Source organism: Microbispora sp. H10830 (assembly GCF_014161375.1).
GTDB lineage: Bacteria > Actinomycetota > Actinomycetes > Streptosporangiales > Streptosporangiaceae > Microbispora > Microbispora catharanthi.
In genome coordinates, this window is the sequence record NZ_JABBWX010000002.1 from 229,959 (window position 1) to 251,869 (window position 21,911).

At 69.3% G+C, this 21,911-nt stretch carries 18 protein-coding genes and 2 pseudogenes; 13 read left to right on the top strand and 7 right to left on the bottom strand.

Annotated elements, in window-relative coordinates; all coding sequences use genetic code 11:
* The first annotated feature begins 64 nt into the window (after positions 1–64).
* Positions 65–745: an alpha/beta fold hydrolase gene (locus HHX35_RS05830; protein WP_220505084.1), complete on the top strand. Its 681-nt coding sequence runs from the start codon at positions 65–67 to the stop codon at positions 743–745.
* Positions 746–777: 32 nt separating this feature from the next.
* Here the strand turns inward: HHX35_RS05830 and HHX35_RS05835 are convergent.
* Positions 778–1,224 (bottom strand): annotated as a pseudogene (locus HHX35_RS05835) (IS630 family transposase); the annotation flags it as partial.
* Positions 1,225–1,762: 538 nt separating this feature from the next.
* Between HHX35_RS05835 and HHX35_RS05840 the strand changes: the two are divergent.
* The 6 genes and pseudogenes from HHX35_RS05840 to HHX35_RS45065 all read left to right on the top strand — a co-directional run.
* Complete coding sequence (locus HHX35_RS05840) at positions 1,763–2,332, top strand: DJ-1/PfpI family protein (RefSeq protein ID WP_182897892.1); 570 nt, start codon at positions 1,763–1,765, stop codon at positions 2,330–2,332.
* Positions 2,333–2,351: 19 nt separating this feature from the next.
* Complete coding sequence (locus tag HHX35_RS05845) at positions 2,352–2,510, top strand: hypothetical protein (RefSeq protein WP_220505085.1); 159 nt, start codon at positions 2,352–2,354, stop codon at positions 2,508–2,510.
* The gene (locus HHX35_RS05850; protein WP_041952813.1) at positions 2,507–2,815 is read left to right on the top strand and encodes an ROK family protein; all 309 of its coding nucleotides are present in this window, start codon (positions 2,507–2,509) and stop codon (positions 2,813–2,815) included. Before HHX35_RS05845 ends, HHX35_RS05850 begins: the two co-directional genes overlap by 4 nt.
* 387 nt (positions 2,816–3,202) lie before the next feature.
* Positions 3,203–6,961, top strand: a complete 3,759-nt coding sequence (locus HHX35_RS05855; RefSeq protein ID WP_182897893.1) for a ThuA domain-containing protein — start codon at positions 3,203–3,205, stop codon at positions 6,959–6,961.
* Between the two features lie 94 nt (positions 6,962–7,055).
* Entirely contained in the window at positions 7,056–9,095 is a 2,040-nt protein-coding gene (locus tag HHX35_RS05860; RefSeq protein ID WP_182897894.1) for a ThuA domain-containing protein, read from the top strand.
* Positions 9,096–9,219: 124 nt separating this feature from the next.
* Positions 9,220–9,387: pseudogene (locus tag HHX35_RS45065) on the top strand (IS256 family transposase); the annotation flags it as partial.
* A gap of 71 nt (positions 9,388–9,458) precedes the next feature.
* Here the strand turns inward: HHX35_RS45065 and HHX35_RS05865 are convergent.
* Entirely contained in the window at positions 9,459–10,409 is a 951-nt protein-coding gene (locus HHX35_RS05865; protein WP_182897895.1) for a sigma-70 family RNA polymerase sigma factor, read from the bottom strand.
* Between the two features lie 120 nt (positions 10,410–10,529).
* On the opposite strand from HHX35_RS05865, the gene HHX35_RS05870 reads away from it, so the two are divergent.
* The 4 genes from HHX35_RS05870 (at position 10,530) to HHX35_RS05885 (ending at position 14,884) form a co-directional block, all read left to right on the top strand.
* Positions 10,530–11,963 carry an MFS transporter gene (locus HHX35_RS05870; protein WP_182897896.1) on the top strand — a complete coding sequence of 478 codons (1,434 nt, stop codon included), beginning with the start codon at positions 10,530–10,532 and terminating at the stop codon, positions 11,961–11,963.
* Positions 11,964–12,142: 179 nt separating this feature from the next.
* Entirely contained in the window at positions 12,143–12,568 is a 426-nt protein-coding gene (locus tag HHX35_RS05875; RefSeq protein ID WP_041952809.1) for an ester cyclase, read from the top strand.
* Positions 12,569–12,640: 72 nt separating this feature from the next.
* The gene (locus HHX35_RS05880) at positions 12,641–13,486 is read left to right on the top strand and encodes an MBL fold metallo-hydrolase (protein WP_041952808.1); all 846 of its coding nucleotides are present in this window, start codon (positions 12,641–12,643) and stop codon (positions 13,484–13,486) included.
* 168 nt (positions 13,487–13,654) lie between these two features.
* Positions 13,655–14,884 carry a glycoside hydrolase family 16 protein gene (locus HHX35_RS05885; RefSeq protein ID WP_041952807.1) on the top strand — a complete coding sequence of 410 codons (1,230 nt, stop codon included), beginning with the start codon at positions 13,655–13,657 and terminating at the stop codon, positions 14,882–14,884.
* Between the two features lie 22 nt (positions 14,885–14,906).
* Here HHX35_RS05885 and HHX35_RS05890 read toward each other — a convergent pair whose 3' ends face one another.
* From HHX35_RS05890 to HHX35_RS05900, 3 genes are read right to left on the bottom strand one after another with little or no spacing between them, the layout of a single operon-like run.
* Positions 14,907–16,016, bottom strand: coding sequence for a calcium:proton antiporter (locus HHX35_RS05890; RefSeq protein WP_182897897.1), 1,110 nt, complete (start codon positions 16,014–16,016; stop codon positions 14,907–14,909).
* Between the two features lie 37 nt (positions 16,017–16,053).
* Entirely contained in the window at positions 16,054–16,929 is an 876-nt protein-coding gene (locus HHX35_RS05895) for an NUDIX domain-containing protein (RefSeq protein ID WP_041952805.1), read from the bottom strand.
* Between the two features lie 39 nt (positions 16,930–16,968).
* Positions 16,969–17,220 carry a hypothetical protein gene (locus HHX35_RS05900; protein ID WP_182897898.1) on the bottom strand — a complete coding sequence of 84 codons (252 nt, stop codon included), beginning with the start codon at positions 17,218–17,220 and terminating at the stop codon, positions 16,969–16,971.
* A gap of 711 nt (positions 17,221–17,931) precedes the next feature.
* On the opposite strand from HHX35_RS05900, the gene HHX35_RS05905 reads away from it, so the two are divergent.
* Positions 17,932–19,566, top strand: coding sequence for a cellulose-binding domain-containing protein (locus HHX35_RS05905; protein ID WP_259404817.1), 1,635 nt, complete (start codon positions 17,932–17,934; stop codon positions 19,564–19,566).
* Between the two features lie 397 nt (positions 19,567–19,963).
* On the opposite strand, the gene HHX35_RS05910 is transcribed toward HHX35_RS05905, so the two are convergent.
* A complete protein-coding gene (locus HHX35_RS05910; RefSeq protein ID WP_041952802.1) occupies positions 19,964–20,293 on the bottom strand; it encodes a hypothetical protein in 330 nt (109 codons plus the stop codon).
* A 32-nt stretch (positions 20,294–20,325) separates the two neighbouring features.
* Between HHX35_RS05910 and HHX35_RS05915 the strand changes: the two genes are divergently transcribed.
* Complete coding sequence (locus tag HHX35_RS05915; protein ID WP_182897900.1) at positions 20,326–20,856, top strand: hypothetical protein; 531 nt, start codon at positions 20,326–20,328, stop codon at positions 20,854–20,856.
* Positions 20,857–21,038: 182 nt separating this feature from the next.
* Here the strand turns inward: HHX35_RS05915 and HHX35_RS05920 are convergent, their stop codons facing one another.
* Positions 21,039–21,884 carry a M15 family metallopeptidase gene (locus HHX35_RS05920; RefSeq protein WP_259404818.1) on the bottom strand — a complete coding sequence of 282 codons (846 nt, stop codon included), beginning with the start codon at positions 21,882–21,884 and terminating at the stop codon, positions 21,039–21,041.
* Positions 21,885–21,911 lie beyond the last annotated feature (27 nt).

Below are 21,911 nucleotides of genomic sequence, written 5' to 3' on the forward strand. Positions count from 1 at the left end.
GCGTCATGGTACTTGGTGTGCCTGTTGCTCCCATAGGGGTTTATCGGGGTTATATCGTCGCAATGTGACGGATCATGTGGTGGTTCAGGCCAACGGCGTCGGGATCGCGTACCGGACGTACGGCCCGGACGCCGCCGCGCCGCTGATCCTGCTGCACGGCCTGGGCGAGGGCATGGCCGGCTGGGACGGCGTGGCGGGGGCGCTGGCCGCCGACCGGCACGCGTACGCCCTGGACCTGCGCGGCCACGGTGCCAGCGACTGGCCGGGGGACTACGGCCTGGAACTCATGCGCGACGACGTCCTCGCCTTCCTCGACGCGCTGTCGCTCGACGCGGTGGACGTGATCGGGCATTCGATGGGCGGCGTCGTGGCCTACCTGCTCGCCGCCGAGCGGCCGGGCCGGGTGCGGACGCTGGTCCTGGAGGACGTGCCGCTCCCGGTGCCGCGCGACCCGCCCCCGCTCGTACGGCCGGAGGGACCGCTGTCGTTCGACTGGGCCATGGTGGAGGCGGTCAGGCCGCAGATCGACCACCCCGACCCGGCCTGGCTGGAACGGCTGGGCCGGATCACCGCGCGCACGCTCGTGATCGGCGGCGGGCCGGACAGCCACATCCCCCAGGACCGGGTCGCCGAGATGGCCCGCCGCATCCCCGGCGCCGCGCACGTCACGATCCCGGCCGGGCACCTGGTGCACGAGAACGCCCCCGACGCCTTCGTCCGCGAGGTCGCGGCCTTCCTCGGCTAGAGCACGGCTAGTGCTGTGACCGGAAACGATCAGGCCCAGGCCAGAATGCGCCGGTTCTTGTGCGCCGACAGGTTGTCCAAGATGACGTGGATGGGTCCGCCGTCGGGGCGGGCGGCCCGGATGGAGCGCAGCGCGGCCCAGGTGTGGTCGATGCCCTTGCGGCGCCGGACCATGCCCCACAGCAGGTCGTCGCCGACGGAGTAGCAGCCGTGGAAGTAGGTGATCCCGTGGGCAGGGCGGATGCCCGACGGGCCGAACTCATCGAAGGCGAAGGTCCGCTCCGGGCGCTGGGTGAGGGCGCACTCGATGCGGTCCAGCTTGGCGTCGACGTCGGGGTCAGGGGAGTCCTTCCAGGTCTTGGTGCGCTGGAAGGTGACCCCATGCCGGGCCGGCAGAGCACGTAATGCCTCCCGGCCGATAATCGGGTTACGTCCACGGGAGTGGTGTAAGAGTTTCCGCTGGTAGAGGCGTGGCGTCGGGTCGACGCCCTGCAGGCGGCATTCGAACACTAGGTCTAGACCGACGGCGGTTGCGCCGGCAGGGGCGATCAACGAGGCCGGCGCCGCCCCGGAGACCGGCGTCACGAGTACGCCGCGACGTACTGGGTCTTCAGTCAGTCGAGAAGTCCTTCGGTCCTTGTGTGGCCCGGTGGCGAACCGAGCAGGACGTCGAGCATGCTCAGGGGAGCTTTAGGTGGTCGAAGTAGGGCGCTGGCGGGCGGTTCCGCGATGGTGCAGGACGGCTAGCATCCGTCACCTTTCCTATACGATCCGAGTGATCGTCAGCATGCAGCAGCGTTGCGACCGATGTCAACAGGTTCGCGAAGACGCCCGCCTACGCCATGCGCCGACACATCCTGCTGTCCGGCGAGCGGTTCCGGCGATTGTTCGACGAAGTCAAGGGCGCGGACGGAATGGCGTAAAGGCTTGACGGGCGGGCCGGGCCGAGGAATGCTGACGCAACCGGATCGGATCGGATTGGATCCACCTCACCCGCTCCAGATGCGAGGAGAAGCAGGTGCCCAGAGCGCTGCTCCTTACCGGCGACGCCGCCGAGGAGCTCGACACCATGTATCCCTACTATCGCGTGCAGGAGGGCGGCTGGGACGTCGACGTCTCGTCACGGACGATGCGTGACGTTCAGCTGGTCATCCACGAGTTCGACCCGAACTCCGACGCCTACGTGGAGAAGAACGGCCGGAAGCTGCCGGTCGACGTGCCCTGGGCCGAGGTCGACGTCGAGCGCTACGACGCCCTCATCATCCCCGGGGGACGTGCCCCCGAGTGGATCCGGGTCGACGCCGACGTCAGGCGCATCACCGAGCACTTCTTCGCGCGCAACCTCCCGATCGCGCTGGTGTGCCACGGCGCGCAGGTGCCGGCGGTGTACGGGCTGCTGAAGGGCCGGAAGACGGCGTGCTTCCCTCCCATCACCGGTGACATGGAGAACGCGGGCGCGACGGTCATCGACGCTCCCGACGTCGTGGACGGAAACCTCGTCTCCTGCCGCGGCTGGCCCGACATGCCGCAGTTCGGCAGGGTGATGATGGAGGTCTTCTCGAAGTCCATCGACTCCGCCTCGGCATGAGCACACCTGGCCTGTCCCGGTGACGGCACTTCGGACCGTCACGGTCGACGGATCCCCCGTCCACGTCCTGGAGAGCGGCACGGGGCCCGCGGTGCTGATGCTGCACGGCTCCGGACCCGGTACGACCGGATCCGGAGCCTGGGCGACGACGGCGCAGGCGCCGGCGACCGGCGCATGATGCAGGCGGTGGCGCAGGTCGGCCAATGGCTCGGGCTCGGCGGCTCGACCGTGGCCAACCTGTTCAACCCGCGAGTGATCGTCATCGGGGGCTACTTCGCCTCACTGGCCGAGTGGCTGCTGCCCCACGCGCAGGATCAGCTGCAGCGGCTCGTGGTGGCCGCCCCCGCCGCCCAGTGCCGATTCGTCGCCTCCACGCTCGGCTTCGGCGCCGCTTCCCGCGGCGCCGCGAGCATGGTGGTCAACCGGATCATCGACGACCCGACAACGATCATGGATTCACTACCCCGGCCGACAGCCTACTGACGGTCCCCACAGACCTGGAGGCGGCACCTCTCCAGCAACCCTCCGTATCCGCAACCAACGCCAACAAGCGGCAACAAGCGCGGCGGCGCGCGCCTTGCCTGACGTCCCCCCGGTCAGGAAAGGGTTCCCATGTCACCACGTCATCGAACGTGGGCCAGGCTGCTCGACGCAGCCCTGCCAGAAAACGGACGACGCCCGAGACGTCGCACCGCGACCACGACGGCCTTAGCCCTCGTCGCCCCTTTCATCACGCTCCTCGCGACGCCGGTGAGCGCCGAGGCCCCCACGGCGGCTGAGCCCGCTTTCGTCGCTGCACCGGCGCTGCTGCAGCCGTCCGCGTCTGCCGCCAAGGCCGCACCACCAGACGCCGGCTTCAAGGTACTCGTGGTGCGCAGCACCCAGGACGCGGTGTCGTCGGCCGGCCTGGCCGCGATCCGGGATGCGGCCAGAACCGGTGATTTCACGGTCGTGGCGCCCGGGCCCGCTGACGTGGGCGACCAGTTCACGAAGAAGAAGCTGGAGCAGTACCGCGCGGTCGTGTTCTTGGACACGGGTCACGCGAGCCCGCTCACGGACGCGCAACGCGCGAACTTCGAGAGCTACTTCCGCGACGGCGGCGGCTTCGTCGGCGTCGGCTCGGCGGTCGAGACCGACGAGTCCTGGTCGTTCCTGACTGACCTCCTGGGGACGCGTGCGTCCGGCAGGACCGACGTGCAATCGGGTGACGTGAAGGTCGCCGACCGCGTCCACGACGCGACCAAGGATCTGCCGCAGATCTGGTCGCGGACCGACAACTGGTACAACTTCACGAAGAACGTCCGCGGTGTGTCACACGTCCTCGACACCGTCGTCGAGGACCCGTTCGGGCCGCAGCCGCAGGGCGCCGACCTCGACGGGATCGCCGGGGGCACGATGGGCGCCGATCACCCGGTCTCGTGGTGCAAGGACTTCCAGGGCGGCCGCTCGTTCTACACCGGCCTGGGCAACACGGCCGCGAGCTTCGACGCCGGCCTCACCAAGCACCTCAAGGGCGCGATCGGCTGGGCCGCGGGCCAGGCCGACCCGGTCTACAGCGATTGCGGCGCGACCGTGCTGGCCAACTACCAGCAGACGAAGATCGGCTCGCCGCCGAACCTGCAGGAGCCGATCGGCTTCGACCAGCTGCCGGACGGCCGCGTTCTGCAGACGGACCGCCTCGGCTCGCTGCGCATGCACGACTCGACCACGGGCGTCACCACGGTCGTCGCCAACTTCGCCGATCCGAGCCTGCCGATGACGCAGCAGATCTACTCCGCGGGCGAGGACGGGCTCTATGGCCCGGCGGTCGACGCCAACTTCGCGACCAACAAATGGGTCTACCTCTACTACTCGCCGAAGGAGGTCACCGACGTCAAGCTGAGCGACGGATCGGTCGTCACCCAGATCACGCCGAACACCACCCCGCCGAACGTGGCGGCGTCCAAGACCGCGTGGGATCCGTACGTGGGCTATTTCCAGCTCAGCCGCTTCAAGTTCGTCGACGCCACCGACAGCACGCCGGCGCACCTCGACATGGGCTCCGAGCAGCAGATCATGCGCGTGCCGGTCAACCGCCAGGAGTGCTGCCACGTCGGGGGCGACATCGACTTCGACAAGCACGGCAACCTCTGGATGGTCACCGGCGATGACACGCCCGCTGGCGGCATCAACGGCGGCGGCTACGGGCCGTACAACTCGCAGAAGACCGACGAGCAGCAGACCGTGCGCGTCACCGACGCGACGGGCGGTACGTTCACGCTGACCTTCGAGGGCCAGACGACGGAGCCGATCGCGTGGAACGCGGATCGCAATGCGATCGACGCGGCGCTCGAGGCGCTCTCGAACATCGAGGCGGATGAGATCCAGACCAGCGGCGGCCCGGTCAACACGTCGAACGTCAACGTGTTCTTCCGCCGCGGCAAGCAGCAGTCCGATCAGCCGCAGATCACCGCCGACGGCGCCGGCCTGACCGGCACCGCCACGCCGGCGATCGCCACCAACACGGCGCAGGCGGGCGGCTGGTATCAGCGGCTCACCGGTGACTCGCGCCGCAGCGCGCTGAACACCAACGACCTGCGCGGCAAGATCCTGCGGATCAAGGTCAAGGGTGGCGACATCTCCGCCGCCGACGCCAACAAGGCCGACTTCGGCTCCGGCACGGGCGCCTACTCGATCCCGTCGGGCAACCTGTTCCCGCTGGTCGCGGGCGCGCCGCAGGAAAAGACGCGGCCGGAGGTCTACGCGATGGGCTTCCGCAACCCGTTCCGGATCCAGGTCGACGAGAACGACGTGGCCTACATCGGCGACTACTCGCCCGACGCCCAGACACCGCAGCGCTCGCACGGCCCGGCGGGCACCGGCCGCTACGAGATCGTGCGCAAGCCGTCCAACTACGGCTGGCCGACGTGCTACAAGCGCGACCTCGCGCACTACCAGTGGAACTTCCACGAGTTCGCGCCCGGCACCACCACCCCGGGCACGCCGCTGAACAACCCGCCTCAGAAGTTCGACTGCGACGGGCCGACGCAGCGCAACGACTCGCTGTGGAACATTGAGGGCGGTCCGACGGTCGAGCCGGGCCTGAGGGACGTCCCGCCGGTCACCGACCCGGACATCTGGTACTCCTACCGCGACAACAACCCGAACGCGCCGCTCGGCACCCCGTGCGAGGCCTACTACGCGCCGACCCCGGGCCCGATCGCGCCCGGCTCGACGACCGAATGCCCGCGGCTGTTCCCCGAGCTCTACACCGGCGGCGTCGGTCCGCACGGGGTCACGAAGTACCACTACGACCCGGAGAACCCGAACCCTAACAAGTTCCCGCCGTACTACGACGACTCGGTAATCATCAGCGAGTGGACGCAGGACACGCTGCGCGAGGTCAAGCTCGACAAGCAGAACAACCACATCCAGAAGATCAACAACTTCCTGGATTGCGGCAGCCGTGCGAACGCCGGGGCAGGCAGGTTCCGGTTCGAGTGCGACAACCCGATGGACTTGCAGTTCGGTTCTGACGGCGCGTTCTACCTGCTGACCTACGGCAACGGGTTCAACGTCATCAGCCCTGACGCGGGCATGTACAAGTGGGAGTACGTCAAGGGCAAGCGCGCGCCGAAGGCCGTGCTCACCACGGATCGCACCGACGGCTCAACGCCGCTGACCGTGAACTTCTCCAGCGCCGGCTCGCTGGATGAGGATCCCGGCGACTCGATCCGCTACGAGTGGAACTTCGGCGACGGCTCGGCGATCGAGACCGACCCGAACCCGACTCACACCTACACGCAGTCCGGCCGCTACACGGCCGTGCTGACCGTGCTCGACTCGTCCGGCAAGAAGACCTCGACCAGCACCCTGATCACCGTGGGCAACACGAGCCCGACGGTGGTCGTCAATACGCCGGTGGAGGGCGGGACGTTCGCGTTCGGCGACGACATCCCGTTCTCGGTCACGGTCACCGACCCCGAGGACGGGACGGTGAATTGCTCCGAGGTGCAGGTGACGTTCGTGCTCGGCCACGACTCGCACGGCCACGCCGAGGAGTCCGTCAACGGCTGCTCGGGCGTGCTCCACACGGAGGCCGACGACGTCTCACACGGCGGCACCGTCTCCGGCGTGGTCCAGGCGCGCTACACCGACCACGGCGGTCCGGGCGGCGTCCCACCGTTGACCACGACCGGCCAGCACCAGATCCGCCAGAAGCACCAGGAGGTGGAGTTCGTCGTCAACCAGTCCGGCACCAACACGGCGACCAACACCGACGGCGGCACCGGCGTGCACCGCGGCAGCCTGGGCTCGGGCGACTGGCTCCAGCTCAACGGCCCATTCAACCTGACCAACATCGATTCGATCACGTTCCGCGTGGCGGACGCGGCGAGCGGCCGCACGCCTGGGTCGCCGCTGGCGGCAATCGAGGTCCGTCAGGACTCGATCACCGGGCCGATCCTGACGACGGCCAACCTCGTGTCCACCGGCGGGACGGGAACCTGGACAAGCCAGACGTTCCCGGTCTCGATGTCCGGGACGCATGAGCTGTTCCTGGTGTTCCGCTCGGTCACGGGTGGCGCCACGGGCGGCAACCTGTTCAACCTCAACTGGGCCGAGTTCGTCGGCACCGGCATCGGCACCTAGCGAACCCGCCCGTGCCGACGAACCCGAGTTCGTCGGCACGGGCATCGGCACCTAGTGAACCCGCCCGTATAGCGGCAAGAAAGAGAAGACACTCATGCGGAGAAGATTTCGCACATCGGCAGTGGCCGCCTTCCTGACGGCGGCCGCACTCATCCCCGCGGCACCGTCGTGGGCAGAGGAAACGACACCGCCGACGATCAACGTGGCGACGCTGTCGCCCTCTGCGCCGACCGGCCAGAACAACTGGTACCGCGGCCCGGTGACGCTGAACATGTCGGCGACCGACGACGTCGGCATCGCCAAGTTCCAGTACTCGCTCAACGGCGGCGCCGCCTACATCGACGTGCCCGTCGAGGGGGCGCCGGCGTCGGCCACGGCGTCGGCGGTGATCACGCAGGAGGGCAACACCAACGTCCGGTACCGCGCGGTCGACACGGCCGGAAACGTCGCGGCGTTCCGCTCGATCTCGGTCCGGATCGACACGCGCGCGCCGGCTGCATCGTACCCGGCGATCACCGACGGTCACGTCGGTCATGTCGCCACACTTATCCCGACGCGCACGGACCCCGCCCCCGGCTCGGGCGGAGTGGCTGTGCTGAACATGTACCTCGACGGCAAGCTGGTCCCGCCGCTGCCGGTGCAGACCTCCGACCTGTCGCTCGGCGTGCACACGCTCGCGGTGCATCTCTCTGACGCTGCTTCCAACAGCGCGAAGTACACGCAGACGTTCATCGTGACGACATCGTTCGCGGACGTCGGTACGCTGATCACCCGGTTCGTGACCGCCGGCAGCGTCCCGGCGGAGGTCGGCGCGGCGCTCCAAGCCAAGCTCGACCAGGCGAAGGCGCTCGCCGACGCCGGTTCGGCCAAGCGCGCGAGCCAGGTCCTGAACGAGTTCGTCTCGATCGCCGGCGACCGGCTCGCGCCCGGCTCGGCCCGCAGCACACTCGTGGGCGATGCGCGTTACCTGATCGACCAGCTCAACGGCCGGCTCGCGCCGGAGCCCGCGACGGGCCTCGAGTCTGAGCCCGCGGAGGGCCCGAAGTTCATCCCGGACCCGGTGCTCGCCCCGCTCCCGCACAACCCGGACGCCGACTACAACGTCCTGGTCTTCTCCAGGACGACGGGCTTCCGGCACGACCACATCCCGCACACCGTGGCCGCGATCCAGAAGCTCGGCATCGCGAACAACTTCAACGTCGACGTCTACGACCCGCAACTCCCGACCGTCACGCTGCCCACGAGCCCGTTCCTGAGCCTCGACACGCTCAAGCAGTACGACACGATCGTCTTCGAGTCCAACGTCGGGCACCCGGGCCCGCTCAATCCGACCACCGAGCAGCCGAACTTCGAGGCCTACATGCACCAGGGCGGCGGCTATGTCGGCATCCACGGCGCCGCCGACTCGTTCGAGATCGGCACCTGGCCGTGGTACGGCGACCTCGTCGGTGGGTTCTTCACCAACCATCCGAACGGCCAGAACGGGTTCGGCCAGTGCGGCAGCTGCATCCACACCGAGGTGGTGACCGAGGACAACACGCACCCGGCGACCGCCCATCTCCCTGACCGGTGGATGACGGTCGACGAGCTCTACAACTTCGACCGCAACATGCGGGCCGACGTGCACACGCTGCTGAGCCTCAACGAAAACAGCTACCAGCGCAGCCTCAACAGCGGCAACGCGGCCACCAACCCGCTGCGGCTGATGAACGGAGACCACCCGATCGCGTGGTGCCAGAACTGGGGCGGTGGCAAGGCGTTCTCGAACATCCTCGGCCACTTCCGGACGCAGTACTACGACGACTCGTTCATGCGGATCATCCTCGGCGGGATCGAGACGACCGCCGACCGCAAGGGCGCCAACTGCTCGTCCTACCGTGAGACCAGCTTGCTGATCGAGGCCGACCGAGCGGCCGGGCTGCTGACCGCGGCCGCCGCGGACGCCGCCGATGCCGCCCTGGACATCGCGCGGGACAGCTACCTGGCAACCAACTACACCACCGCCATCCCGGCGCTGAACTCGATCGTCGACCTGGCGAACGACGAGGCCTCCGGCGACGCTGCGGCGCGTTCCGAGCTCGCGCGGCAGGCGCGCGAGCTGCGGGAGTGGATGCAGAACCTCAACCGCCGCTGACCCGTTAACGCGGCGGGGGCGGTGGATCGCCGCTCCCGCCGCGCTGACACTGGGTCGTGAAATGAGGACGGCCATCGCGTGATCCTTCGTGATTGCAAGTCAAGATCGAAGGAGAACCAAAGCGATGGCCGTGAACGACAGTGTGGACCCTGGCGCCTGGCTGGCGAAGCAGATCGAGGTCGGTGACCCGGATCTGTTGCGATCACGGTGAAGACCATGGCCGAGGCGTTGATCGGCCGAGGCCGACAGCTTGTGCGGCGCCTCCTACGGCGAGCGCAGCAGCGAGCGGACCTGTACGGCACATCCAATCGGCGCGACGGACTACACGCGGTGATCGTTTCCGGTCACAGCACCAGAGCACGGCTAGGCCGTGGACGGCAGGGCGAAGACGGCGAACAGGGCGGGGTCGCCGAACACGACGTTCCGCGCGATGCCGTTCTCGGCGATCGTGAGCACCTGGAGCGAGTGCGCCCGGAAGACGCCGTCGCCGCCGTCCAGGTAGGCCGCGAGCGCCGGCTGCCCGTTGGCGCGCGTGGGGACCATCCGCCAGGGGCCCCGGGTGGCGCAGACCCAGCGGATGAAGCGGCCGAACGCCTCCCGCCCGGAGAACCACGACAGGTAAGGCGGCATCTCCAGGACGGCGTCCTCACGCAGCAGCCGCTCCAGGGCCTCGACGTCGGCCTTCTCGAACGCCGCGACGTACCGGTCGAGCAGGTCGCGGCAGGCCGGGTCGTCCGGCTCGGCCAGGTCGTCCTCGGCGGGAGCCACCCGGGCGAGCTGGGCACGGGCGCGCTGCAGGGCGCTGTTGACCGCGGCGACCGAGGTCTCCAGCAGGTCGGCGACCTCGCTCGCCCGCCAGGTCAGCACCTCGCGCAGGATGAGCACCGCCCGCTGCCGCGGCGGCAGGTGCTGCAGGGCCGCGACGAACGCCAGCCGGATCCCGCCCCGCGACGCGACGACCGCGGCGGGGTCCACCAGCGCGTCGGGGACGGGCTCCAGCCAGGTCACCTCCGGCAGCCGCCGTCGCGGTCCCGCGTCCGGGTCGTCGCCGGGGCCGGTGAGGTCGGACGGCAGGGCCCTGCGCCCGCGCTGTTCGAGTGCCGTGAGGCAGGCGTTCGTCGCGATGCGGTGGAGCCAGGTGCGCGGGGAGGCCCGCCGCTCGTCGTAGTCGCCGGACGCCCGCCACGCGCGCAGCATGACCTCCTGCAGCAGGTCCTCCGCGTCGTGCACCGAGCCGAGCATCCGGTAGCAGTGCGTCATCAGCTCACGCCGGTAGGGCCCGGTGATCCGCTCGAACTCCTCGTCACTCCACATGTGCTCTCCCGCGTCGCGTCGCCGTCACCCGTATCTACCGCCGCGCTCGGCGGAACTCATCGATGAGTTCTCCGCCCAGCGCCGGTATGTACCGGCGGACCCACTGCGGAAGGACAAAGAGTGACGATCAGCCATACCGTCCGCCCCGCCGCCCCGGCCCGTGCCGTACGGCCCTGGCCGATGCTGGCGGTGCTGCTCGCCGGCCAGTTCATGGGGCTGCTGGACCTCTACATCGTCAACGTGGCGATTCCCAGGATCGGCGCCGACCTGGGGGCGTCCGGGGCCGCCCTGCAACTGGTCGTCGGCGGCTACATCATCGCGTACGCGACCCTGCTGATCACCGGCGCCCGGCTCGGCGAGCTGTACGGCAGACGCCGCATGTACGTGATCGGGGTCTCCGGCTTCACCGCGGGCTCACTGCTGTGCGGGCTCGCGCCCGACGTCGGGACGCTGATCGCCTTCAGGTTCGTCCAGGGGGCCGCGGCGGCGGTCATGGTCCCGCAGATCATGAGCGTGATCCAGACCCGGTTCACCGGCGGGGCGAGGGCCACCGCACTGAGCGCGTACACCGCGGTGCTCTCGGCCGGTTCGGTCGTCGGGCTGGCGCTGGGCGGGGTGCTGGTCGGCGCCGACGTGGCCGGCACCGGCTGGCGGCCGGTGTTCCTCGTGAACGTCCCCGTGGGCGTCCTGCTGACGCTCGCGGTGCCCCGGCTGGTGCCGTCGGACCCGCCGTCGGACCCGCCGTTGGACCGGCCGCGCGGCTCGCGCCGGCTCGACCTGCGGGGCCTCGCGCTCGCGCTGCCCGCCACGCTGCTGGTCGTGCTCCCGCTCGTGCTGGGCCGGGAGGCCGGCTGGCCCGCCTGGACGTACGCGTCGATCGCCGCGGGGGTCGCGCTCGCCGCCGTGTTCGTCGTGACGCAGCGCCGTACGGCGGCACGGGGCGGCGACCCGCTGCTGAACCTGGACGTGCTGCGCGCGACCGGCATGCCGTCGGGCCTGACGACGCTGATGGCGCTGATGGTGGCCTACGGCGGGTTCCTGTTCACCTTCGCCGTGCACCTGCAGGGCGTCCTCGGGGAGAGCCCGCTGCGTGCCGGGCTCACGTTCCTGCCCATGGCGGGGGCGTTCGGGCTGGGCAGCTTCTACTGGCGCAAGCTTCCCGGGCGGATCCACCACCTGCTGCCACCGGCCGGGCTGGCGCTCAGCGTCCTCGGCACGGCGGGCCTGGCCGTCTCGGCGACCGGCGCCCCGGTGATGTGGGCCGCGCTGGTGGTGTACGGCGCGGGGCTGGGCGTCTCGACCAGCCTGCTCACGCACGCCCTGGTCCACGTGCCGCCCGCCCGTGCCGCCGACGCGAGCGGCCTGCTCACGACGACCATGCAGTTCGGCCAGCTCAGCGGTGTGGCGGTCTTCGGCGCGGTGTTCCTCGCCCTGGCCGACCCGCCGCGGCCGGAGGCGATGGGCACGACCGCCTGGTGGCTGGCGCTGGCCGCGGCGGCCGGCGCGGCGAGCGCGGTCGCCCTGGCCCGCGCCGCGCGGCCCCGGCCGGCGTGACCCCTGACGCGCCATGCCATGTGGACCCCGGGCTCACCGGGGTCCCATGGCGTGTCGTCCACGACTCCAGGGACGCCGCAGGCGCTTCACACGTTGCATCCGGCGGTGTTGCGTCTCCTGCGGACGGCCTTTGCCATGGCGGCGTTACCGTGGGTGTACGCCCTGGGGAGTGATCCGCCATGCCTGACGGCCGACAGCTCGCGGACCGCGTGCTGGACGCGGTGAACGCTCATGACCTGGACCGGCTGTCGACGTGCTACGACCGGCACGCCGTCCTGGCCACACCCCTGGGTGTGTGCGAGGGGCGCGAGCAGATCGTCCGATACTGGGAGAGCATGTTCAAGGGCTTCACCGACATGGCCATGACGGTCTGGAACAGGGTGGAGTGCGCCGATCCCGGCTTCAGCGAGTGGACGATGACGGGCACGCACACCGGGTCCTTCGCGCTGCCGGACGGCGGTGTCGCGGGCGCGAGCGGCCGGCGGATCACCGTACGCGGCTGCGGGGCGTGTCACGCGAAGGACGGCCTCGTGGTCGCCCACCGGGACTATTTCGACCTGCTGGAGCTGTATTCCCAGCTCGGGTTCTCACTCGTCGCCGGCTAGCTAACTGCACCCCGCTTTCGGGTTATTTGTGGTGGTTTACGTAGCCTGAAAGCCTGGGAGAGGGGAGGCGTCATGCCCGATCCAGCGGACGCGACCGTGTTCTTCGTGGGAAACGCCACCATGATCATCCGTTCTCACGGGTTCACTGTGCTGACGGATCCGAACTTCCTGCACAAGGGGCAGCGGGCCCATCTCGGCTGGGGGCTGAGCACCCGCCGCCGCACCGAGCCGGCGATGGAGATCTCGGAGCTGCCGCCCCTGGATCTGGTCGTGCTGTCGCACCTGCACGGCGACCACTGGGACAGGATCGCCAGGAAGGGCCTCGACAAGGACGTGCCGATCGTCACCACCCGCCACGCGGCGGCCCGGCTGCGGCGGCAGGGGTTCGGCCACGCCGTCGGCCTGGAACCCTGGGAGTACCACCACGAGCGCCACGGGGACGGCACGCTGACGGTGACCGCCACGCCCGCCCGGCACGCGCCGGGCCCGGCGAACGCGCTGATGCCGCCGGTGATGGGGAGCGTGCTCGACTTCGCCCACGCCGGCGAGGTGGACCTGCGCCTGCACATCAGCGGCGACACGATCATGGACGAGTGCCTGTCGGAGATCCCGCGCCGCTTCCCCGACATCGACGTCGGCATCGTGCACCTCGGCGGCACGCGGATCCTCGGCGTCACGGTGACCATGGACGGCGCCCAGGGGGTGGAGTGGCTCGGGCTGATGCAGCCGGAGTCGGCCCTGCCCGTCCACTACGACGACTACGAGGCGTTCGCCTCCCCACTCAAGGACTTCCAGCAGCACGTCCGGCGCTCGGGGCTGTCGCACCTGGTCCACTACCTAATGCGCGGCGAGACCTACCGCCTTCCCGTACGGCAGGCCGGCGTACGCCCGCACCGCCCGGTCATCGGGCCCGGCTGACAGGTCGAAGTCAAGACCTATTGACAGCCCGTGCGGTAAGGGTGTTGCATCTTAATTCAAGCTCTAAAGCTTGCCTGAAGCGCTGGACACGCCGGCGCGCGCCCCCGCGGACCGCGACGGCGCGGGCCGGAGATCCTGCTGGCATCCCCCCACCAACCGGAGATCTCCATGCGCAAACCCCGGCTCCTCATCATGGCCGCGGCCATGGTCGTCACCCTCGGCGGCGGCCTGGTCGCCGGAACGGGCGCCGACCGGGCCGAAGCCGCCATCGGCCCCGTCACCTGGTCGGACGAGTTCAACGCCGCGGCGGGAACGCCCGTCGACGGCTCCAAGTGGAAGTTCGACGTCGGCGGCGGCGGCTGGGGCAACAACGAGCTGGAGTACTACACCGACTCGACCCGCAACGTCTACCACGACGGGCAGGGACACCTCGCCATCACCGCACGGCGGGAGAACCCGTCCAACTACCAGTGCCACTACGGCACCTGCCAGTACACCTCCGGCCGCATCCTGACCGCCGACAAGTTCAGCCAGGCGTACGGCCGCTTCGAGGCGAGCATCAAGATTCCCAAGGGCCAGGGCATCTGGCCGGCGTTCTGGATGCTCGGCGGCGGCAACTGGCCGAACACCGGCGAGATCGACATCATGGAGAACGTCGGCAAGACGCCCAACACCGTCTACGGCACCGTGCACGGCCCCGGCTACTCCGGCGGTAGCGGCGTCGGCGGCAACCGGACGATCGGCGCGCCGCTCGGCGACGCCTTCCACACCTACCGCGTCGACTGGTCGCCCAACCTCATCGTCTGGTATCTGGACGGCTCGGAGTACTTCCGCGTCACGCCGGCCGACATCCGCGGCAACCAGTGGGTCTTCGACCACCCGTTCTTCCTGATCCTGAACGTGGCGGTCGGCGGCTACTGGCCGGGCGACCCCGACTCCACCACGTCGTTCCCGCAGACGATGCTGATCGACTGGGTCCGCGTCTCCGCCTGGACCAGCGACGGGGGAGGCGGGACCGGCAGCGCGCTGAAGTCCAACCTGAACGGCCGCTGCATCGACATCCCGGGCGCGAACCCCGTCGACGGCGCCCGGCTGCAGATGTACGACTGCAACGGCACCGCCGCTCAGCAGTGGACGATCAACGGCGACGGCACGGTCCGCGCGATGGGCAAGTGCATGGACGCGGCGGCGGCCGGCACCGCCAACGGCACGCCGATCCAGCTCTACACGTGCAACGGCACGGGTGCCCAGCGCTTCACGCTCACTCCGGCCGGCGACCTCGTCAACACCGCCGCCAACCGATGTGTGGACATCGTGGACGTGAACCCCGCCAACGGCGCGCCCCTCCAGCTGTGGGACTGCACCGGCGGAGCCAACCAGAAGTGGACCCGCGGCTGACCGCGTGCCGCATCGCCCTCGCTCATGGGCTCGCCGCCAGGAGCAGGAAGGCGGCGAACAGCGTGAGATGGACGCCCGCCTGCAGGAGGGTGGCCCGTCCGGGCACCACGGTCAGCGTCGCCACGACGATCGTCAGGCCGAGCAGCACGATGTGCGTCGGGCCGAGCCCGAGCAGCAGCGGCCCCTTCAGCCACAGCGAGGCCACGGCGATCGTCGGAATGGTGAGCCCGATGCTGGCCATGGCCGAGCCGAAGGCGAGGTTCAGGCTGACCTGCACCCGGGCCCGCCGGGCCGCGCGTACGGCGGCGAGGGTCTCCGGCAGCAGCACCAGCAGCGCGATCACGACGCCCACCGCGGACTGCGGGAGGCTCGCCGCGCGTACGGCCGTCTCGATGGCGGGGGACTCGATCTTCGCCAGGCCGACCACCGCGATCAGCGCGCTCAGCAGCAGCGCGAGGCTGGCCGCGGCGGCGCGTGTGGTCGGCGGCTCGGCGTGCTCGGCGGTGTCCGCGCCCTGGCCGCCGGGCTCCACCGGCAGGAAGTAGTCGCGGTGCCGCAACGTCTGGGTGAGCACGAACAGGCCGTACAACGCGATCGAGGCGAGCGCGGCGAACGCGAGCTGGGCCGGGGTGAAGGCGGGCCCCGGCCTGCTCGTGGTGAACGTCGGCAGGACGAGACTCAGCGTCGACAGCGTGGCGACGGTGGCCAGCGCGCCTCCGGTCCCCTCCGCGTTGAACACCGCCACCCGCCTCCGCAGCGCCGCGACCAGCAGCGACAGGCCGACGATCCCGTTGCAGGTGATCATCACGGCGGCGAACACCGTGTCGCGGGCGAGTGACGACGCGGCCGGCCCTCCGGACGCGGTGAGGCTGATGATCAGCGCCACCTCGATCACCGTGACCGCCACGGCGAGCACGAGTGACCCGAACGGCTCGCCCACGCGATGGGCGATGACCTCGGCGTGGTGCACGGCCGCGAGTACGGAAGCCGCGAGGAAGACCGCCGCGACCACCACGACGACGGGAGGAAGGGCCCGCCCCCATGCCAGCGCGAGCACTGCCACGGCGAGGATCGGAACGGGCACGGACCAGGTGGTGGCCAGTCGGCGGAAGAGCAGGATCACATGCTTCATCCTGCCCAAATAGGACGAACGGTATAAAAGTCTCGGTTCAGAGCTGCTGGAGCAGCCAGCGAGGACCGGCGACCAGGGCGCCGAGGGCCGTCACCCGCTCGCGCAGCCCTCGGTCGGCGGTGACGACGAGGGTGGTCTCCCAGGGCCGCGCGTCGCGCACCGCCTCCACGATCGCGTCGTCTCCGCTGCCTCCGGCCACCATGACCGTCAGGTCCCCGGTCACCGGCCCCGGGTCGGCGGCGCCGGCCGCCGCACCTTCGAGAACCGCGACCATGCGCGGGAACCATCGGGTCAGGGCGGGCACCCCTTCCGGCATCTCGCCGAGGCCCTGCCCGCAGAGCGGGATCAGCTCGTTGAGCAGGCGGTTCGCGGCACCCGCACGGTCCTTCCACCAGCCGTGCTCCGCCCGCGCGCCGATGATGTTGGCCATGTCGAGGACGACGACCACCGGGCTCAGCGCGGGCCGGATCCTCGGCCACGAGTCGGCGAAGCCGGGATGCAGTTCCTTCGACACCACCTCGTCGGCCTCCACCCAGCGCATGTCCGCGCTCTCGCCGTTGGCGGGCCCGGCGTCGAGCAGCCCTTCGGCCTCCGCGATCACCGTCTGGAACGACCAGCCGCCGTGGTCGTCGACGTAGAGCCCGCGCACCCGGACGAGATCGGCGTCCAGCGCCGCCTCCTCCCGGGCCTCGCGCAGCGCGCCGGTGATGGCGTCCTCGTGGCTGTCACGCGCGCCGCCCGGCAGCCCCCACGTCCCGCCGTGATGACTCCACCAGGCACGCTTCTGCATCAGCACGTACGGCATGCCGTCGAGCGTGTGGTGCACGGTGAGCAGACCGGCGGCGCCGTACAGTCCCCAGTGCTGGTGCCCCAGCGCGCACAGGGCCCAGCCGTCGCCGTCCTTCGCCGTCATGCATCCATCTTGCCGCAGCCCGCCGGCGCGCTCTGATGGTCACCAGTGTTCGAGGGGGACCTCCACCCCGGCGACCAGGTCGAAGAGGGTCGCTCCGTCCTCGATGCGGACGACCTGGATCTGTGTCGCGAAGCGTACGTCCCGAAGGCGAGTGGCGGCTTCGTGGGCGGCCTGCGGAAAGTGGTAGCGATCGGCCGCGGCGCCGTCCGGGACGGGCCGGGTCGAGCGGACCTCGAACCGGTCCGGCGGCCATGCGGGGGGAAGGGGAGCGGAGTGCTGCCAACCGGACATGTCTCTCCCGTCATGCCGTCTTCACAGCAGTTGACCTGTGAGACCTGGTTGATCGCCAGTGCGTGATGGGGTCGTAGGCCGATCGTTATTAACCGGTAAGCGATCCTTTCCAACCCGGAGTCCGGAGCCCGTTAGCGTTTGAGCCCTCACTCGTGATTCCCCCTTTGTCGCGGAGAATCAGGAGATGTCATATCTGGAGAGACGCCCGCTTCCTGCGGCCGGAGGAGCGGGCGTTGTCCTCCCCTTTCTCTCCACCTTCTCGCGCCGTCGCCGGTGCGGGTGGTGGCTGTCGCCGATCGCCGTCTTCCGCGGCTCGGCTCTCTCCCCCTGCCGGTACATCGGTATCGGCAGGGGGTCGCCGCCGTCATGGGTATGAGGGGCGGCGCCGGTGTCAGGCCGGGAGGGGTCTTCGGCAGCGGTGGCCCGACGAACGCCGGGTCCGACTGCGGCTGCCGCCCTGTTTTCGAGTGCTCGCCTGAACGTTTCACTCGATCCCGCATCTCGTCCGTCGTCTTCTGTGGTCCCTGTGCAAGTGAGAGCCGTCGTACGCGGAAAGCCGCCGTGGCGTGTCGTTGACCGGTGATCGATGGGCTCGTAACTTGATGCGCGATGTTCCTGTAGATGAACGTTGTTCAGGTGCATGAAAACCCTTGTGGGGCCAGGAATCAATCCTCGGTCAGGGGCCCTGCACGACCTGCAAGGAGCTCGGGTTTGAAAAGCAGAACCAGAACAGGCGCCGGACTGATCGGCGTCCTCGCCGCAGCCGCCGCCCTGGCCGGCGTGACCACCACCGGAACGGCGCAGGCCGCGACCGGGTGCGCCGTGACCTACACCACCAACGACTGGCCGGGTGGCTTCACCGCCGCCATCACGATCCAGAACCTGGGCAGCGCGATCAACGGCTGGACCCTCGGGTTCACCTTCCCCGACAGCGGCCAGAAGGTGGACACCGGATGGTCGGCCACCTTCAGCCAAAGCGGGCAGAACGTCACGGCCACGAACGTGGACTACAACGCCGCCATCCCCAGCGGCGCGTCGGTGTCCATCGGCTTCAACGGCACCTGGTCGGGCTCCAACCCCAAGGCCACCGCGTTCACCCTCAACGGCGTCACCTGCACCGGCTCCACCACCACCGCCTCCCCCAGCCCGCTCACCACCCCCACGCGCTCATCCTCCGCCTCGCCTTCACCCTCACCCTCGGCCTCGGTCACCCCCACGCGCTCGCCCTCACCCTCACCCTCGCCTTCGACCACGCCGTCGAGTGGCGCGTTGTACGTCTCGCCGAGCGGCAGAGACGGCGCGTCGGGGACGCAGTCGGACCCGACGACCCTCACTTCGGCGATCAGCCGCGTCGCCCCCGGCGGGACGATCTACCTGCGCGGCGGGCGGTACAACTTCGCGCAGACGGTCACCATCGCGCCGGGCAACAACGGCACCTCAAGCGCCCGCAAGACGCTGTCCGCCTACCCCGGTGAGACTCCGGTGCTGAACTTCTCGGCCCAGAGCGAGTCCTCGTCGAACCGCGGGCTCACCGTGAACGGCTCGTACTGGCATGTGTACGGCGTCGTCGTCGAGCGTGCCGGCGACAACGGAATCTACGTCGGCGGCAGCAACAACATCATCGAACGCACGGTAACCCGGTTCAACCGCGATACCGGGCTGCAGCTCGGGCGGATCGCCTCCGACACCCCCCGCGACCAGTGGCCGTCCAACAACCTCATCCTCAGCGCGGAGTCGCACGACAACGCCGACTCCGACGGTGAGGACGCCGACGGCTTCGCCGCCAAGCTCACCACCGGCACAGGCAATGTCTTCCGCTACGACGTGTCCCACAACAACATCGACGACGGCTGGGACCTCTACACCAAGACGGACACGGGAGCCATCGGGCCGGTCACCATCGAGGACTCCCTGTCCTACAACAACGGCACCCTCACCGACGGCAGCCAGGCCGGCGCCGGCGACCGCAACGGCTACAAGCTCGGCGGCGACAGTATCGCCGTCAACCACGTCGTCCGGCGTAGCATCGCCTACCACAACGGCCACCACGGGTTCACCTACAACAGCAACCCCGGCACGATGTCGATATCGAACAACGTCGGCATCGACAACGCCGAGCGCAACTTCTCCTTCGACGCCGGCACCTCGGTGTTCCGCAACAACACCTCCTGCCGCAGCGGCAGCGGGAGCAACGACAAGATCGTCGGTAACGCCGACAGCTCCAACCAGTTCTGGTCGGGCTCCAACGGGTCCCGGTGCTCCTCCTACACCGGCGCCTTGGGCTGGTCCTACGCCTCGGACGGCCACCTGGTCGTGACCTTCGGCGGCAAGCCGGTCACGCCGTAACCGGTCGTCTCGTCACCCGGCATTCCTCCCCGGCGGACTGACCTCTCCCAGGGTCACCGCCGGGGCGACCCGCCCACCGTGCCGCACACGGTGGGCGGGGGCCCTGGCTGAACGTCGGCGGCCCGGCCGGGCCGGCGCTCGAAGCGCGATCTTCGAGTTCATCGAAAGCTGGTACAACCTCCGCCGTCTCCACAGCAGCCTCGGCTACCGGCAAGCGATGACAACAAACGAAAGTGTTTTTGCAGGTCGCTTATGATGTAGTGCGAATCCGTGCACGTAGCGAGCATGTGGAATTCGAACCCGGCCCACGGGCCAACTCGTCCACCTTCAGCCCATCTGAGGTCGGTGACGATAACAGGCTGTATCGGGCGATCGAGCGCCGCCCATGCCGGATGCCTCAGGGTAGAGGTAGGTCTACCCGACGCCCCAAGCCGAACTCCCCGGCCTCATCGTCAGTGACCATGGCGAAGGCACCGTGGGGCACCCCACCCAGGGTCACGGCACGAGAAGCGACCCTCAGGAGCGTGTTTTCATCCGCACCGGTGATGAAGAAGACATACACGTCCCCGAACTCCTCGCCATCGTCGAAGACCTTCGCCTGCCCTTGCTCCTCTATCTCGAATAGAAACTCGTCGATCTCGTCGATCCAGGGGAACGCATAAGCGGTCTCCGGGAGTGTCTCACTCTCATGCAGCGGGACGTGGATCTCCACAACAGGGCTGGCCATGGACTTACCTCCAACAGGCCGTATACGCGATCATGCGGTCATCGTCATTTCAGGAATCTCTGCATGGACCGCTGATTTGCGACTACCTACCGGATGCTTCGACGAGCGGGCAGGGGGAGATTCCGGACTATCTGGGGTGTGACGGCTCGTTCGTGCTGATCCTTCTTGTGGGCATCGTGATGCTCGACTTGATCTCCGTGATCGTAATGGCGTACCTGAGCGTACGTGTGCTGCGCTACCGCGTGGAGCTCTGCGGCACGGTGCTCGTTATGCAGGGGGCGCTGAAGGCTAAGCGGTTCGAGCTGTCGTCAGCCGAGGTGGACATGGATGCCACAACCATCCGGCGAATCCCATACGTGCGGATCTACGATCCCGCCTCCGGCCGCGGCCGACTCTTCCTCCGGGATGTAGGCACCCCGCTGATGCCACCAGGCGATCTTCTGGTTCTCGCCGACGCGATCGAGTCCGGTAGGCGGCCTGAAGCCTTCGCCGAGCAGGCGACTCGGACGGCGACGACCCTTCGTCGTCTGGCCACCGACCCCGTCGCCCGCGTGAGCGCTTGAGCCACCCTGCCGACCTGACCTGCCTCCAAAGGGGGCGGCCCAACTCCGCGCGGCGGGGACGGAACTTCTACTGGCGAGGGCACAACGGAGGCACACGAAGGTGCGAGACGCCCGGAAACGTCGAGAGACGATAAGCGGCCGAATCGCAGGTCAAAGGCCTGTCCGTGATATCGGCTCCGGTCTCAGCGGCCGTTGACGGAGAAGTGCTGGTAGTCCTTGGCGCCCGACCAGGAGCCGCCCCAGCCCCAGCCGATCTGCTCGAAGGCCCGCACCACGCGGTCTCCGCTGTTGATCACGCCGGGCTTCTTGAGCGGCCGGTCCACGAACGCGTCCGCGTTGCGGTGGGCGTTGGAGCCGTTCGCGTAGACGTACGGGTTCTCCCGCGGGTTGAGGTCCACCGCCAGGCCGTACGCGTGGTTGGACCAGCTGCCCGAGCCGGTGGCGTTGCGGCAGTTGAAGGCCGAGGTGTTGTCGGCGTCGATGGAGTCGGAGTCGCTGCCCTTGTAGACGTCGACGGGCTCCATCCGGCGGATGGGGTAGCGCATGTCGTAGAGCTTCCCGAAGACGGAGGCCACGTCCTCGGCCACCTTCTTGTTGACCACGAGTGTGCCGGTGTGCGCCTGGTCGTCGAAGCCCCAGTAGGTCATGGTGATCTTACGCAGCCCGCTCAGCGGAACCGGGCAGCCCGGACGCCAGGAGTGCCGGACGTCGTCACGGGACACCTTGTCGATCTTCGCGGAGAAGGGAGGCGGCCCGCTCGGGCTCGGCGTGGGCCCGTTCCCGGGCGCGGGCGAGACCGGCGCGGACGAGGGCGTGACGGACGACGGGGTGGCGGACGCGGAGGAGGCCGGCCCGGTGGGGGGAGCGGCAGGCGTGGACGAGCCCGGTGCCGGTGACGCCGCTGCGGGCACGGACACCCGGGTCCGGGCGGTGGCGGACGCGCCGGCGTCGCCGACCCCGGCGCAGCCGGTCACCCCGACGAGCGCCGCCATCACTACCGTTGACCTGCGGTTCCACAAGGTGGTCATAGGCGCAGATTACCCGCGGCCGAGGCG

What these genes read in the sequence shown, in the direction of transcription:
- HHX35_RS05850 (WP_041952813.1), top strand. Translation starts at nt 2,507, where the DNA reads ATGATGCAGGCGGTGGCGCAGGTCGGCCAATGGCTCGGGCTCGGCGGC.
- HHX35_RS05860 (WP_182897894.1), top strand. Translation starts at nt 7,056, where the DNA reads ATGCGGAGAAGATTTCGCACATCGGCAGTGGCCGCCTTCCTGACGGCG.
- HHX35_RS05865 (WP_182897895.1), bottom strand. Translation starts at nt 10,409, where the DNA reads ATGTGGAGTGACGAGGAGTTCGAGCGGATCACCGGGCCCTACCGGCGT.
- HHX35_RS05875 (WP_041952809.1), top strand. Translation starts at nt 12,143, where the DNA reads ATGCCTGACGGCCGACAGCTCGCGGACCGCGTGCTGGACGCGGTGAAC.
- HHX35_RS05880 (WP_041952808.1), top strand. Translation starts at nt 12,641, where the DNA reads ATGCCCGATCCAGCGGACGCGACCGTGTTCTTCGTGGGAAACGCCACC.
- HHX35_RS05885 (WP_041952807.1), top strand. Translation starts at nt 13,655, where the DNA reads ATGCGCAAACCCCGGCTCCTCATCATGGCCGCGGCCATGGTCGTCACC.
- HHX35_RS05890 (WP_182897897.1), bottom strand. Translation starts at nt 16,016, where the DNA reads ATGAAGCATGTGATCCTGCTCTTCCGCCGACTGGCCACCACCTGGTCC.
- HHX35_RS05895 (WP_041952805.1), bottom strand. Translation starts at nt 16,929, where the DNA reads ATGACGGCGAAGGACGGCGACGGCTGGGCCCTGTGCGCGCTGGGGCAC.
- HHX35_RS05900 (WP_182897898.1), bottom strand. Translation starts at nt 17,220, where the DNA reads ATGTCCGGTTGGCAGCACTCCGCTCCCCTTCCCCCCGCATGGCCGCCG.
- HHX35_RS05910 (WP_041952802.1), bottom strand. Translation starts at nt 20,293, where the DNA reads ATGGCCAGCCCTGTTGTGGAGATCCACGTCCCGCTGCATGAGAGTGAG.
- HHX35_RS05915 (WP_182897900.1), top strand. Translation starts at nt 20,326, where the DNA reads ATGCGGTCATCGTCATTTCAGGAATCTCTGCATGGACCGCTGATTTGC.
- HHX35_RS05920 (WP_259404818.1), bottom strand. Translation starts at nt 21,884, where the DNA reads ATGACCACCTTGTGGAACCGCAGGTCAACGGTAGTGATGGCGGCGCTC.